We start from the raw sequence: 12,442 nt of genomic DNA, 5'->3' as shown, positions 1-12,442 counted from the left end.
TCAATCCTCCCCAAAGCGATAGACCACATCTTCGAAGGAGCCGGTGGGAAATACGTAGAGCAGCCTCACAGTTGCGTTGGAATCGTTGCGGATGCCGTGTTCCGCGTTGCCGGGAATGAAGACGGCCGTGCCGGGGGTGACGACCGTTTCACGTCCGTCGACGGTCAGGATGCCGGTTCCCTCGAGAATGAAGTAGATCTCGGGCTGTTCGTGCCGATGGGGCTGAAGGGTGCCGCTGCCCGGCGCGATCTCGGCGACGCCCGCCGTCATGCTGTCGGTCGGTGTTCTGTCGCTGCTGAAAAGCGTGTGCCAGGATATTCTGCCGCGGGATGGATCGTTCCATTCTTCAAGCGGTCGCTCTTCGGCGGTGGTGATAACGGCCTGTGAATGCTCGCTCATTTTGCCTCGACCTGTTGTTCAGGATGCCGCCTTGAACGGTGTCACAACGATCGCGGATGTCAATGAGCAAGGCTTTTCGCGAGCCTCTACTCTTCCGAATCGTCGGTCTCCGCCGCCTTGGCCTTGCTTCCGAACAGGCTCTTCAGCGCGCTGGTCTTCGCTTTCGATGCCTTGCTGACCTTCATCGCGCGGGTAGCCGCCTTGGCCTGTTCCAGCATCATTTCGATCTGGATCTGCTGGATTTCGGTCAGACGCTCCCATTGGCGATTAAGGAGATGGTCGACTTTTTCGTGCAGGTGACGAATTTCCAGTTCGGCTTTCAGGTTGACCTTGTAGTCGTTGAGTGCGCGCAGCCGGTCCTTTGCTTCCTGCCGGCGCTGGCTCATCATGATGATCGGTGCCTGCAGGGCGGCGATCGTCGAGAGAATGAGGTTCAGCAGAATGAACGGATAGGCATCGAAGGCCTTGTTCTCGCCCATGAGGGCATTGATGCCCATCCAAACGGCCAGAAACAGACAGAAGGAAATGATGAAGGTCCAGCTGCCGCCGAAGGAGGCGACGATATCGGCCATGCGGTCACCGATGGAGCGGTGATCCTCGTAATCCTCTTCGATGTTCTCGGCGAGCGTGTCGTGCGTCTTCAGGCTTTCGACCACCTCGTCCTCAAGGTTCGAAAGCTCGCCGCGCTCGTCCGTCAGAAGTTCGGCAATGTACTGAGCGCGATAGTCGTCCATCGCCTTGCGGCTGATATAATCGTCAGCGCGAAGGTCTGGATGTTTCAACCGCATGAAATCCGCCAACGAGGGGCGGAGGTCATCGATGTGCACGGCATCCTTCTTCTTGAGCGTTTGGCCGGTGATGGCATCGACGAGCTTGACCGACTTAGCCTTCGCCTGGGCGAGGCTCTTGGTGTAGTCGTCCATCTCCACCACGGTTGCCGCTTCGCCCTCGCCGGCGTCGAAGTCGACGATGCCTTCGGTCGGATCAACGGTCTTTGTCTCTGTCATGTGCGGCCCTCGTTTGCAGTTTTGCGTTCATCTAGCCAATGATCGGAACAGGATTGTGACTGTAGGCGCGCTGTTGTGGCAAGCTTTGGCAAAACCATTCCCTCTCGCCTCAATCTCCACCGCTTATCCGCTCGCTGTAAATGGTCGTAACGATGTTGTTCTAAGCAATGGCAAACAAATCATGCCGCAGTTGCGTTGATGGCACCATATGTCCGCTGCCGTCTGCGCCGCGAGGAGGTTGCTAAGCCTCGTTTAACAACTGATCCGTGAACCATTGAAAATATTAGTAAAATCGGAGCGTGTCAGCGCTATCGATTCTTCGGAATGAATCGCGATTGTGCATTTTCAGCCCCTTGACCATGGCCTGCCGGCTTCTATTTGCCGCAATGCAACATGCGTCTTGCTGCACTGAATGAATGAGTATGTTTGAACGGACTATTCAACAGGGGTGTTGGGCCTGTTGTCATGGGTTCGCACATGTGCGGAAAGGATACCTATGCACAATCCTCCGGCAAATGACCTGGAGTCCATCGCCCGACAAGGTGGCCGTTTCAAGCGGATGGCCGTCCGGATACCGACCTACCTGACGGATTTGAGGGAAAATCCAGCCTGGTTGCCCATGTTCCTGCTGGCCCGGACATTGCCGTTCCGGCGCATGCACTGGGCGGCGACCAGGCGGCCGGTGGCGCGCCCCGCTTCCGGCACATCCATGTTCACCGGGATCGGATGCGATACCGTCGTCAATGCGCTGCGCACAGACGGGATTTTCTCCGGCCTCACCCTGCCGGACAATATTCATCAGGAAATCGCCGAGTTCGCGCGCACCACGGGCTGCTTCGGCAATTTCAACAGGAAGCTCGAATTCGTCGCGCCCGAGCACGCGCAAGCCGAAGCGCAATTCGGGCGGTCCCTTCTCAGCGGGCATTTCTTCGAGCGCTCGCTCGATTGCGATGCCGTCCTGGCGGTGCAGCGCGATCCGCTGCTCACCGATGTCGCCAAACATTATCTCGGCGGGCAGGCCAAGGTGATTACCACCCGCGTCTGGTGGAGCTTTCCGACGCAGGCTTCCGAGGCGGATCGAAGCATGGCTTCGCTCGACAAGTTTCATTTCGACCTCGACGACTGGCGGATGCTGAAATTCTTCTTCAATCTCGTCGATGTCGATGAAGGCACCGGGCCGCACGTCTTCGTCAAAGGCAGCCACAGGCGGCGCGCCGTCAAGCATCAGTTGACGCTTATGGTCGGCCACCCGGCGGATGAGGTTCTCGGCTATTACGGCAAAGACAGCACCGTCACGCTGACCGGCAAGGCCGGCTTCGGCTTCGGCGAGGATCCCTTCGGTTTCCACATGGGCACCGTGCCAACGGAAAAGCCGCGATTGATGATGGAAGTGGGCTTCGGCGTCTCGAAGCCGTCGCAGCGCCGGTTCCATGGAGAGCCGGTTCTCAAGTAGACGATTACCGACCGTTGCCATTGCCTGGACACCGTTGTCCAGGCAATGGCAACGGTGTCCTATATTCGTCGCTACACGCCACGGCGCACATGCCGGGCGATAAGATGGTCGATGGCGATGCGGCCCGGCCCGGCGGCGATGATCACCAGGAAGCAGGTGGCCCAGGTGCCATGCGTCGGCCAGGCATCGGGATAGACGAAGATCTCGATCACCAGCGTCATGCCGAGCAACGCCAGCGCCGACAGCCGGCTGGCAAAGCCGATCACCAGCAGAACCGGAAAGAAATGCTCGCTGAAGGCGGCGATATGGGCGGCGATCCAGGGGTCGACAAGCGGCAGTCTGTATTCCGTCTGGAAGAGATAGACGGCGTTGTCGGTGACATGCCAGCCGTCGACCTTGGTCTGGCCCGATTGCCAGAAAACGGCGGCGATCGATAGGCGTGCGATCAGCGCGATCAGGTCGTGCGGAATGCGGTCGAGCAATTTGAGAGCGCCATAAAGCCTTTGCGGCACGGTTTCGCGTTCGGCCGTGACGGCCGTTATTGTCTGGTCTGGCATTTTGGTTCTCCTGAACGGCGTCTAGCGAATAGTCGTAAATGCGCCGGCGGCGAGCGCTCCGGCGAGATTGGCTGAGAGATCGAAGTCCGGTGCCGCGGCAACAGCCGCCTCCATGGCCACCGCAAGATCGGCGCCGGTGGCAAGCACCTCCAGAAACACGGCGCCGCCGGCCGGTAGCCGATGTATCTGGACCGTCATCTCCGGCCGAACGATGAGCGCATCCTCGCAGCTCCAGTCATCAATCGGACGAAGCTCCATTTCGCCGGCGTTCATCGCCCAGATGGTGACCGCGGGAAAGGACGAGCGCAGGATCGAGGCGGAGGGATGCAGCGCGAAAGTCAGGCTTGCGAGCCGTTTCGGTTCGATCGTCGCCAGCAGCGCGGGGTTGAGGGGTACGGCGTCGGCGGCATGATAGGCTTTGCTGCGTGCCGCCTCCAGACGGATGACATCAGGCAGATAGTCGATTTCACGCGCCGGCTCGAAGGTTGCGACGAAATCGGCGAAGTCGTCGCCATAGGCCAGCAGCAGCGGTGATAGCGGCGGACGCAGCCGGATGAATTCATGCGCCATGGCGGCGAAGAAGTCCTTGCCGACAATCTTCTCGGCCATCGGAAAACGCGAGGCAAGTGCACCGATCAGCCCGGCGGCGACATTGTTGCGGTAGACGCCGAAGCGTCGTTCCGGCCGGGGACCGTTCCAGGCCGTCAATCCTTCGGGTACGGCACGATCGGGATCGATCAGCGCGGCGGCAAATTCGGTCTGGGTGGTGACGGACATGATTGCTCCCTATGCCGCCCGGCGTTCGGCGGCGCGGCGCAGGATGGTATCGGCCGCCTCCGCCTCGGCTCTGAGAACCGGCCATTCAGGGACGTCATTGTCCCATTCGACCAGGCTTGCAATCGGCCCGGTGCGGGCGATCAGCTCTTCATAGAGCGCCCAGACGGGATCCTTGACCGGCGTGTCGTGGCTGTCGATCAATAGCGTCGCACCGGTATCGTCGACGGTCTCGGAATGGCCGCTCAGATGGATTTCGCGCACCCATTGCACGGGAAAACGGGCAAGATAATCGCGCGGATCCATGCGGTGATTGGTCGAGGCGACGAAGACGTTGTTGACGTCGAGCAGCAGGCCGCAGCCGGTGCGCCGGACGATCGCGGCGAGAAAATCGGTCTCCTCGATCGTGCTTTCCTCAAACAGCAGGTAGGTGGCGGGATTTTCGAGCAGCATCTGCCGGCCAAGCAGCGTCTGTACCTGGTCGATATGGGCACAGACCTGGGCGAGCGTCGTGTCCGTATAGGGCAGGGGCAGCAGGTCGTTCAGAAACGTCGTGTCGTGGGTCGACCAGGCGAGATGTTCGGAAAAGCTCTCCGGCTCGTAGCGGTCGCAGACGATCTTCAGGCGAGCGAGATGATCCGTGTCCAGCGGCTGCATCGAGCCGATCGACAGGCCGACGCCGTGGATCGACAGTGCATAATCCCGGCGCAACTTGGCGAGCTGGGCATGCGGCGGTCCGCCGGCACCCATATAGTTTTCGGCATGCACCTCGAAAAAACCGATCGGCTGTGGGGCCGCGTTGATGGCGGAAAAATGCTCCGGCTTGAAGCCGACGCCGGCGCGGCGGGGAAGCTCTGAGGGTTTCATGACGGACCTCGTTGATTTTGGGAGACGGCGGCGCGACCGAGATTGCGCCGCCTGTCGTTGCGCGCTTCGATCAGACCGGCGCCGGCCCCTGGGCCAGTGTGCCATGGCCGTTGGGTGTCTTCATCGTTTCGCAGGTGCCGGCCGGAACCAGTTTCCAGGAATTTTTCTGGTAGTCGGTCTTCGATGTCCCGGCGCAGGTGGTGCCCGGACCGGCGGCGCAATCGTTCTGGCCCTTGAGGGCAATGCCGTAGCATTTCTCCTTGGCATCGGCAGCGGAGGCGGTGGGAACGCTGGCGATCAGTGTCAGCGCTGTGGCGACCGAGGCTGCAAAGGCGACTGCGGGAATTTTGGTCATGACAAACTCCGGATATCGTGTTGTTCGGATGATAAGCCGACGAATGGATCAGGCCGGGGTCAGCGAGCCGTGACCTTTAGGGGTCTTCATGGTGGCGCAGGTGCCGGTCGGGACGAGCTTGAAGGACATCTTGTCGTAGCTCATGGTCGACTTGCCGGCGCAGTCATGCTTGCCGGCGGCGCAATCGTTCTGGCCCTTCAAGGCAACGCCGTAGCATTTTTCCTTTGACATGCTGTCGGCGGCGGAAGCGGGGGCGGCGGCGACGGATGCGAGCACTGAGGCCAGCGAACCGGCAATGGCCAGGGTGAGGATGCTGTTTTTCATAGGTCTGTCTCCGTGATGGGTGCCAGCCGTGATTGGCTTGCACTGACGTCTACGGAGCCGCCACGGCGAATATTACAGTTGCTGCGAAATTTTTTTGAATGCCGCCCAAGCCCCAACGCGGACAGTCTAATATTCAATTCAATCTGTGTATATCGGGCACGAGAAAAGCGACTCGAACCAGCAAGAACGCTTAAGAGGATAAGGTGTGCTTGATCGGGCAAACACGTTCTTTTCACGCGGGCTCTGGCAAATTCTCGAATAATGTCCAATCGTCAGTGCAGGTGCTTCGATTGAAATCCGATCCGGGGAGGATCTAGAAAAAACATGGTCATTGCCGGTAACAAAATCGTGTGGCCGTGCGTAGAGGGGAATATCAGGTGAAACACTCGGCGCGCGAAGAGGAATGGGCAGCCTGGATGCGCGCCGCCATCGCGGGCGATGCGCAGGCCTACCATCGCTTTCTGTCCGCTGTTACGCCGTATCTGCGGGCCATGGCGCGGCGACGTTGCGACCAGTTCGGCGCGCCGGCAAGCGAGGCCGAGGACGTGGTCCAAGAAGTGTTGCTGGTCATTCACCTGAAGCGCGGAACATGGGATACATCGCGCCCTATCGGCCCGTGGATATCGACGATCGTGCGCAACAAGCTGATCGACAGCCTGAGACGGCGCGGGCGGCATGTGAATGTGCCGATCGACGATGTCATCGATATCCTGGAAGCCGAGGAGCAGACGGATACCTTGGATAGGCTCGATGTCGACCGTATGCTGGCGCAATTGCGAGATCCGCAGCGGACCATCGTGCGTTCGATTTCCGTCGAGGGAACCAGCGTGCGCGAAACCGCCGACCGGCTGAAGATGACCGAAGGTGCGGTGCGTGTGGCGCTGCATCGCGCATTGAAGGCGCTTGCCGCCTTGTATCGGAGTGAAAACAGTGAAAACCGATGACCTCATCAATCTTCTGGCGCAGGATGCTCCGGTCCGCACGCGGATCGGGCCGACGCTAACGCTTGCGGCCATCGGAGGCATCCTGATCAGCGGTGCGATGTTCTTCGCGGCGATCGGCTTTCGCGCCGACATCGGCAGCGCGATGGAAACGGTTCGTTTCCTGTTTAAATTCGTGGTGACCATCGCGCTTGCCGTCACCGCCAGCACCGTTGTCTTCCGTATTGGCCGCCCCGGCGTGTCGCTGCGCCCTTGGGGCTGGACGCTTCTTGCCACACCGCTACTGATGGCCGTCGCTGCGCTCCTCGAGATGATGGTCATGCCGGCCGATAGCTGGGGCACGCGCATGATGGGGCACAATGCTCGCTTCTGCCTGACGATCATTCCGCTGCTGTCGATTGGCCCGCTTGCCTGCTTCCTCTTTGCGCTGCGCCAGGGCGCGCCGGAAAAGCCTGGTGTTGCCGGCGCAGTCGCCGGGCTCGCAGCCAGCGGCATCGCCGCCACCTTCTATGCATCCAATTGCACGGATGACAGCCCGCTCTTCGTCCTGCTCTGGTATCCGTTGGCCATCGCTATCGTGACGGCGGTCGGCTATGTCGCGGGCAGGCGCCTGCTGCGCTGGTAAATGATCGCTATTGAGGCGCTGCGGGAGGCCATGATCCAGGGCTTTCGTCGAGCCTTGCCAAAAAAAAGCATTTGCCTGCGTTAAACTATTTGCATCCGCGACGAATTCTATTATAGAGGCGCAGCCTTCACCGCGAAGGGTTTTATCGCCTAGCGGTCGTTGGGGAATAGTTCAATGGTAGAACGACGGACTCTGACTCCGTTAATCTTGGTTCGAGTCCAGGTTCCCCAGCCAAATTTATCTAAAAGCCCTTGATTCCTTGATTTCCCAGGCGTGCCGGATATCGTTTTGGCATCATTGGCGACCTGATGCCCTGTGATAACGATCGGTTCGCGCGTAAAACATCAGGGCTAGCGGTCATATCAAACCGCGATGATAGGCCGGAGACATAACTGCACCCGACCTGCAAGGTTTAAACATCTTCCAAAATCACATTGCCAGCCGGGCACGGTCCAGACATTATAATGCCGTTGACAGAGAGAGCGACTGGTCTCTTTCTACCGTCCCAATATACGGCTGGCGAGCCGACGAAGGGTGGAGGTCATGCGCCATGTCGTCGACTGTTCGATGGCTCGCAGACGCAGGACTTCGGCTTCCAACTGTCTGACGCGTTCATTCGTTCCCAAACGCAAGGCTTCCGCATCGTGGTGTCTGATACTCTCATTCGCCTGGTCGGGCGAAGTGTTGATATAGACGGGCAGGAGAGGGTCGGCGATGATCCCGCGCTCCGCAAAGGGAAAGTTGCTGATGATGCAGATCAGACGACCTCGATCACCAAGGCGGTATTCCGAGCGCACGAGTCGATAAGCCGGCGAAACCGCACAGAATTGCGCCAGCCACCAGGCCGGGTCGCGAATGGTCAAATGGCTGTGTGCATCGTCATAACAGGCGATCTTGTGGAATTGCCAGCGCCCGGCCTCTGTTAGCCGTGCGAGCGTATGCCCGATATCCTGGGTGGCGATATGTTCGAGCACATCGGCGGATGTCAAAATATCCGCATCGCATTGCGGGACATTTTTGGTAATGTCGCAGGCGACAAACTCGACATTGGCCGCTCGTTTCTGCAGGTCGCGGACACCGGGCGACAGCGCCCAGTCGCATCCTATGACCCGACGCCGCGTCTGTGCGGCAAGCTCGAGATAGCGGCCGTTCCCGCAGCCCACTTCCTGCAGGGTCTCGCCTGGAATCTGCGAGAGCAGATCGGCCTCTTCGACCAGCCAGTTGTTCTGCTGGTATCCGATATTCGTCTCGTGCAATGAGGTATAGTAAGCTGACCCCAGAGCCTTCCCATCGCGTTCAGGTGGAGCCACCGACCCTTCCGGCGCATCCGGCAATAGCATGACCGACTTCATCCCCACCCCCAACTTCCGTTTGTCATCGTGATCTTCTATATCAGAAGGTGATAGAAAATTTGACGATCGAATGCGCAGCTGAACATATCCGGCCACCGGCATATCATCGGAAATCCGACAGTCGACGCTTCCTTGCCAGCCGGTCGCAGCGGTCATGCGTGTCGTAACCGGTGCCGTTCTATTACCGGCGAAGACCTCAACCACCTGAACGCCGCCCAGCGTTTGTGCCAGCGCCGAAAAGGCGAGACGTAGCGTTCCACCGACATTGCCTTCCGGCCACCGAAACAGCAGCACCGCCTCCTGCGCTGCAGCCCAGACGCCCCAATTTTCCTGTGGGTGCCAGCCATATGTCAATGCGCCCGCGAAAGATGGTCCGCCGGCACGCAACTCATGCGCCGGTCGAAGTTCGGGAGCATCGGGCACCGGTACCGAGGCCAGACCCCAATTCACCCGAAGCGAATCATGCAACGGCATGACGGCGAGATCAGGATGCGAACCGATGGCCCGATCCGGTGTCTGAAAACGCTGCTGGAGCGCGTGCAATAGGGTTTGCCAGGAGATACGGGCCTGACGGAGCGGTAACTCCGCCATCAGGGCACGATCGCGGTCAGGCACTATAAGCTGATGGGTACGTTTGCCGGCAAGCCGAGCCTCCGTCAGAAGGCCGGACGACAAGGCGATGACATCCGTCACGGATGTATCCGCCAGCAGCGCATAGCTTGGGCGCTGCGTCAGGATAGCGTGTGGCACTGCCTCGAGGATCGGCAACAGGTGCTCGATGGAATTCCAGTGTGGATGCGGCCGTATCAGGAGCAGGTCCAGTTCGGCGGTGATCTCCTTGATCCTGTCGAGGACGTCTATCGGCTTCGCAATCTTTCCGTCGAGGATGACTGCGGAATCATGAGGAACCTGCCCCGCGAAAAGACCCACGCGAGCGCCGGGAAAGAAGCCGTTGGTCGGGGCGGTGCGTCGCTCTCGCGCCAGCAGGGCGGCGAGCGCGGGAACGAGCGCCTCCTCCGCAATCAATGACTGACTGAAGCCCGCGACCAGAACCTCGTCATTCGTGGAGACGGTGAGGAACAGATCCGGTCCGAAACGAAGCGGATCGACTTCGATGTCGAGAAAGGGGACGCCCTTGTCCAGCATCATGTTTATCAGCAGCGGCGGCAGGCCGAAACCCAGCACAAAGTCCGCTGCGATAAAGGAATCCAATCCGACTGCGTAGCCTGCCGCGCAAGGAACGCATCGTGCGGCCGCCCAACCTTCCTGGGTCGGCGGATAACCAAGCGATTCCACCAGGCGAGCGGCATCGCAGCTGTTATCCTCTCGCCCGCCGAGGATTTTGACATCCCAGGCCGGCCCGGCCAATGTCCGGCCGAAGCCTTCCAGCCATCGCAAATTATCGTCACTATGTAAAATTCCAACGCGCGTTCCGCGAAAGACATCGTCCATTACATGCAGGAGCGGCATTGGCTTTACTTCTTATTCCAACCGGGCAGCATGGCGTGGATCTGGTGCTTCATGCAGACTTCTGAGGACTCTGCCGTGGTTGAATTATCTGAGACGCGTTTTTGCAAAGTTCATATGAGAAATTCCGATGTGACGCGGTAAAGGCGAGATTGCTCTTATGCCTAACTGATCTTTGACTGGTGATCGACGAAGAATCAAGCATGTTAGATTTCATGTCTCTTTAATCGATTTTTCCGTTCACATCGAACCACGGTCGATGTGAATAAAGCAAAGTGCCGTGAGGATTCTCGACTCGACCGTATTGATGGATCACCGCGAAATGAAAATGACGTGGAACTCCGCACTAGGGATCAGCATCGTATTTTGCTGCCAGTCACGACCTCTTGAGGCTCCACAGCTAGTCACACGTTGACCAACTGCAGACAATCTCGGCCATTCGGTGGCTGTGTGATACGATCCGCGCCATTCTAATGGATGCTTGAACGAGCGATGACCGTGTGGGGGAATATTTGCTCGCGGGGGGCTATCCTCAGTTTCCGTGCTTTGCTACGGGTTCGCCTTAAAAAGGGCTGCATGTCTCTATTGTTGGGCCAAAAGACGAACCTGAAAATGGATTGCCGGTGAAGAATTTCAAAATCGCCAAAAATGAAGCGCATTATCATGGTGCTGTGTGGGACATTGCAGAGGCATTGTCGAACTTTCGCCTGGCGGCATTGCTCGGATGGCAAGATGTCGCGCAGCGCTACAGGAGATCGCGGGTCGGCGCGTTTTGGCTCACCATTAATATGGGCGTATTAATTGGAGCTCTTGGCCTCGTTTTTGGCACGATCTTCAATTCCCCCATGAATGAATTTCTCCCTTTCATATGTGTAGGTCTGATATTTTGGGGGTACTATACCCAGATCGTTAGCGAGGGATGCACTGGGTTTATATCTAATAGTGACATAATACTACAGCTTGATATACCATTTTTTACATATATACTAAGAGTATGGTATCGAAATTCTGTTATACTTGCACACAATCTGGTTATATTCCCAATCGTTCTCCTGATATTCTGGAAATCAATTGGGATTTCGGCATTGTTGGTGATTCCAGGGTTCGCCTTGGTCACGTTAAACATGACTTGGATCGCGTTGATATTGGCAATACTGTGCACGCGCTATCGCGACCTCATCCAGATTGTACAAAATATCATGCAGGTTATGCTTTATGTCACTCCGATCATGTGGATGCCAAATCATTTGCCACAGAGCGCGTCGCGCGGAATGCTCGACTTTAATCCCTTTTTCCACCTGATCTCAGTTGTCAGGAATCCGCTTCTTGGGCAGGCCGTGACCGTCACAAATTGGCTTGTGGCAATAGGCTTTGCCATTCTCGGTTGGTCTATTGCGCTTCTGCTTTTGAAAAAATACCGAGCTCGCATTGCCTACTGGCTGTGAGTCAAAGCAACAGAGATTTCAGAGAGTACAGGCAAGTATGACATCGATTTCCTTGCAGAATGTCACCGTCGACTTTCCCATCTATAACGCGCGTGGCCGTTCGCTCAAAAATCGCGTTATGAACATAGCCACCGGCGGTTCGATCAATTCGGAAGGCCATGGCGCAGTGGTTGTCCGTGGATTGGATACAATTAATCTCGAATTGAAGCAGCATGACCGCATTGGCCTCATTGGCCACAACGGCTCAGGGAAGACTACTCTTCTGCGCGTGCTAACGGGTGTTTACAAGCCGACATCCGGCAAGATTGAGATCCAGGGTAAATGCACATCGCTAATCAATATCTCGCTGGGAATCGATCCTGAGGCGACTGGTCGCCAGAATATCTTCCTTCGGGGAGCATTGTTGGGTTTCCGAAAGGACGAGATGAGAGCTCGGCTTGAGGAAATTGAGGAGTTCAGCGAATTGGGTGGTTTCCTAGAGATGCCCGTTCGCACTTACTCAAGCGGCATGCAGCTACGATTGGCATTCTCAATTTCCACCATCCTGCAGCCCGAAATCCTGATCATGGACGAATGGTTGGCGACGGGCGACGAGGGTTTCAAGGTTAAAGCTAATCAGCGCTTGAATGAGCTTGTCGAAAAAACGCAGATCCTGGTGATCGCAAGCCACGCCAAGGAGCTTTTGGAAAAAAACTGCAATCGAATCATTTGGCTTGAGCACGGCAAGATCCGTATGGATGGGGAGCCCTCCGACGTGCTGAACGCTTATTTTGGAGTTGACACTCCTTGACGATAGGCAGTTGATTCCACTGAGACGAGACACCTTTTTGGAGTGATAATGTAGGCGCCTTGACGTCAGGCAGGTCAGCTTAAACA

The 12,442-nt window shown here is 57.6% G+C and carries 13 protein-coding genes and 1 tRNA gene; 6 read left to right on the top strand and 8 right to left on the bottom strand.

What is annotated here, in order from left to right; genetic code table 11:
• A complete protein-coding gene (locus AC1RO0_RS26180; RefSeq protein ID WP_498595493.1) occupies nt 1–399 on the bottom strand; it encodes a cupin domain-containing protein in 399 nt (132 codons plus the stop codon).
• An 86-nt stretch (nt 400–485) separates the two neighbouring features.
• Nucleotides 486–1,406: a DUF1003 domain-containing protein gene (locus AC1RO0_RS26175; protein ID WP_498595492.1), complete on the bottom strand. Its 921-nt coding sequence runs from the start codon at nt 1,404–1,406 to the stop codon at nt 486–488.
• Nucleotides 1,407–1,902: 496 nt separating this feature from the next.
• On the opposite strand from AC1RO0_RS26175, the gene AC1RO0_RS26170 reads away from it, so the two are divergent.
• Complete coding sequence (locus tag AC1RO0_RS26170; RefSeq protein ID WP_498595491.1) at nt 1,903–2,859, top strand: phytanoyl-CoA dioxygenase family protein; 957 nt, start codon at nt 1,903–1,905, stop codon at nt 2,857–2,859.
• A gap of 71 nt (nt 2,860–2,930) precedes the next feature.
• Here AC1RO0_RS26170 and AC1RO0_RS26165 read toward each other — a convergent pair whose 3' ends face one another.
• The 5 genes from AC1RO0_RS26165 to AC1RO0_RS26145 form a co-directional block, all read right to left on the bottom strand.
• Nucleotides 2,931–3,416 (bottom strand): DoxX family protein, encoded by a 486-nt coding sequence (locus AC1RO0_RS26165; protein ID WP_498595490.1) that lies wholly within the window; start codon nt 3,414–3,416, stop codon nt 2,931–2,933.
• 21 nt (nt 3,417–3,437) lie between these two features.
• A complete protein-coding gene (locus AC1RO0_RS26160) occupies nt 3,438–4,193 on the bottom strand; it encodes an HvfC/BufC family peptide modification chaperone (protein WP_498595489.1) in 756 nt (251 codons plus the stop codon).
• Between the two features lie 9 nt (nt 4,194–4,202).
• On the bottom strand, nt 4,203–5,057 hold the full coding sequence (gene bufB, locus AC1RO0_RS26155) for an MNIO family bufferin maturase (protein WP_498595488.1): 855 nt from the start codon (nt 5,055–5,057) through the stop codon (nt 4,203–4,205).
• A 70-nt stretch (nt 5,058–5,127) separates the two neighbouring features.
• Nucleotides 5,128–5,412, bottom strand: coding sequence for a BufA1 family periplasmic bufferin-type metallophore (locus AC1RO0_RS26150; protein WP_498595487.1), 285 nt, complete (start codon nt 5,410–5,412; stop codon nt 5,128–5,130).
• Between the two features lie 48 nt (nt 5,413–5,460).
• A complete protein-coding gene (locus tag AC1RO0_RS26145; protein WP_498595486.1) occupies nt 5,461–5,736 on the bottom strand; it encodes a BufA1 family periplasmic bufferin-type metallophore in 276 nt (91 codons plus the stop codon).
• Nucleotides 5,737–6,113: 377 nt separating this feature from the next.
• Between AC1RO0_RS26145 and AC1RO0_RS26140 the strand changes: the two genes are divergently transcribed.
• The 3 genes from AC1RO0_RS26140 (at nt 6,114) to AC1RO0_RS26130 (ending at nt 7,536) form a co-directional block, all read left to right on the top strand.
• Nucleotides 6,114–6,680 (top strand): sigma-70 family RNA polymerase sigma factor, encoded by a 567-nt coding sequence (locus AC1RO0_RS26140; RefSeq protein ID WP_498595485.1) that lies wholly within the window; start codon nt 6,114–6,116, stop codon nt 6,678–6,680.
• Nucleotides 6,667–7,302: an NrsF family protein gene (locus AC1RO0_RS26135; RefSeq protein WP_498595484.1), complete on the top strand. Its 636-nt coding sequence runs from the start codon at nt 6,667–6,669 to the stop codon at nt 7,300–7,302. Before AC1RO0_RS26140 ends, AC1RO0_RS26135 begins: the two co-directional genes overlap by 14 nt.
• 160 nt (nt 7,303–7,462) lie before the next feature.
• Nucleotides 7,463–7,536: transfer RNA gene (locus tag AC1RO0_RS26130), tRNA-Gln, on the top strand.
• Nucleotides 7,537–7,799: 263 nt separating this feature from the next.
• On the opposite strand, the gene AC1RO0_RS26125 is transcribed toward AC1RO0_RS26130, so the two are convergent.
• The gene (locus tag AC1RO0_RS26125) at nt 7,800–9,866 is read right to left on the bottom strand and encodes a class I SAM-dependent methyltransferase (RefSeq protein WP_498595483.1); all 2,067 of its coding nucleotides are present in this window, start codon (nt 9,864–9,866) and stop codon (nt 7,800–7,802) included.
• 878 nt (nt 9,867–10,744) lie between these two features.
• Between AC1RO0_RS26125 and AC1RO0_RS26120 the strand changes: the two genes are divergently transcribed.
• Both AC1RO0_RS26120 and AC1RO0_RS26115 read left to right on the top strand, forming a co-directional pair.
• Nucleotides 10,745–11,566 carry an ABC transporter permease gene (locus tag AC1RO0_RS26120; protein WP_498595482.1) on the top strand — a complete coding sequence of 274 codons (822 nt, stop codon included), beginning with the start codon at nt 10,745–10,747 and terminating at the stop codon, nt 11,564–11,566.
• A gap of 37 nt (nt 11,567–11,603) precedes the next feature.
• Nucleotides 11,604–12,356: an ABC transporter ATP-binding protein gene (locus tag AC1RO0_RS26115; RefSeq protein ID WP_498595481.1), complete on the top strand. Its 753-nt coding sequence runs from the start codon at nt 11,604–11,606 to the stop codon at nt 12,354–12,356.
• The last annotated feature ends 86 nt before the right edge of the window (nt 12,357–12,442 follow it).

This window comes from Rhizobium sp. GW821-FHT14E12 (assembly GCF_058803745.1).
This window is presented reverse-complemented; position numbering and strand designations above follow the sequence as displayed.

What these genes read in the sequence shown, in the direction of transcription:
- AC1RO0_RS26180 (WP_498595493.1), bottom strand. Translation starts at nt 399, where the DNA reads ATGAGCGAGCATTCACAGGCCGTTATCACCACCGCCGAAGAGCGACCG.
- AC1RO0_RS26175 (WP_498595492.1), bottom strand. Translation starts at nt 1,406, where the DNA reads ATGACAGAGACAAAGACCGTTGATCCGACCGAAGGCATCGTCGACTTC.
- AC1RO0_RS26170 (WP_498595491.1), top strand. Translation starts at nt 1,903, where the DNA reads ATGCACAATCCTCCGGCAAATGACCTGGAGTCCATCGCCCGACAAGGT.
- AC1RO0_RS26165 (WP_498595490.1), bottom strand. Translation starts at nt 3,416, where the DNA reads ATGCCAGACCAGACAATAACGGCCGTCACGGCCGAACGCGAAACCGTG.
- AC1RO0_RS26160 (WP_498595489.1), bottom strand. Translation starts at nt 4,193, where the DNA reads ATGTCCGTCACCACCCAGACCGAATTTGCCGCCGCGCTGATCGATCCC.
- bufB (WP_498595488.1), bottom strand. Translation starts at nt 5,057, where the DNA reads ATGAAACCCTCAGAGCTTCCCCGCCGCGCCGGCGTCGGCTTCAAGCCG.
- AC1RO0_RS26150 (WP_498595487.1), bottom strand. Translation starts at nt 5,412, where the DNA reads ATGACCAAAATTCCCGCAGTCGCCTTTGCAGCCTCGGTCGCCACAGCG.
- AC1RO0_RS26145 (WP_498595486.1), bottom strand. Translation starts at nt 5,736, where the DNA reads ATGAAAAACAGCATCCTCACCCTGGCCATTGCCGGTTCGCTGGCCTCA.
- AC1RO0_RS26115 (WP_498595481.1), top strand. Translation starts at nt 11,604, where the DNA reads ATGACATCGATTTCCTTGCAGAATGTCACCGTCGACTTTCCCATCTAT.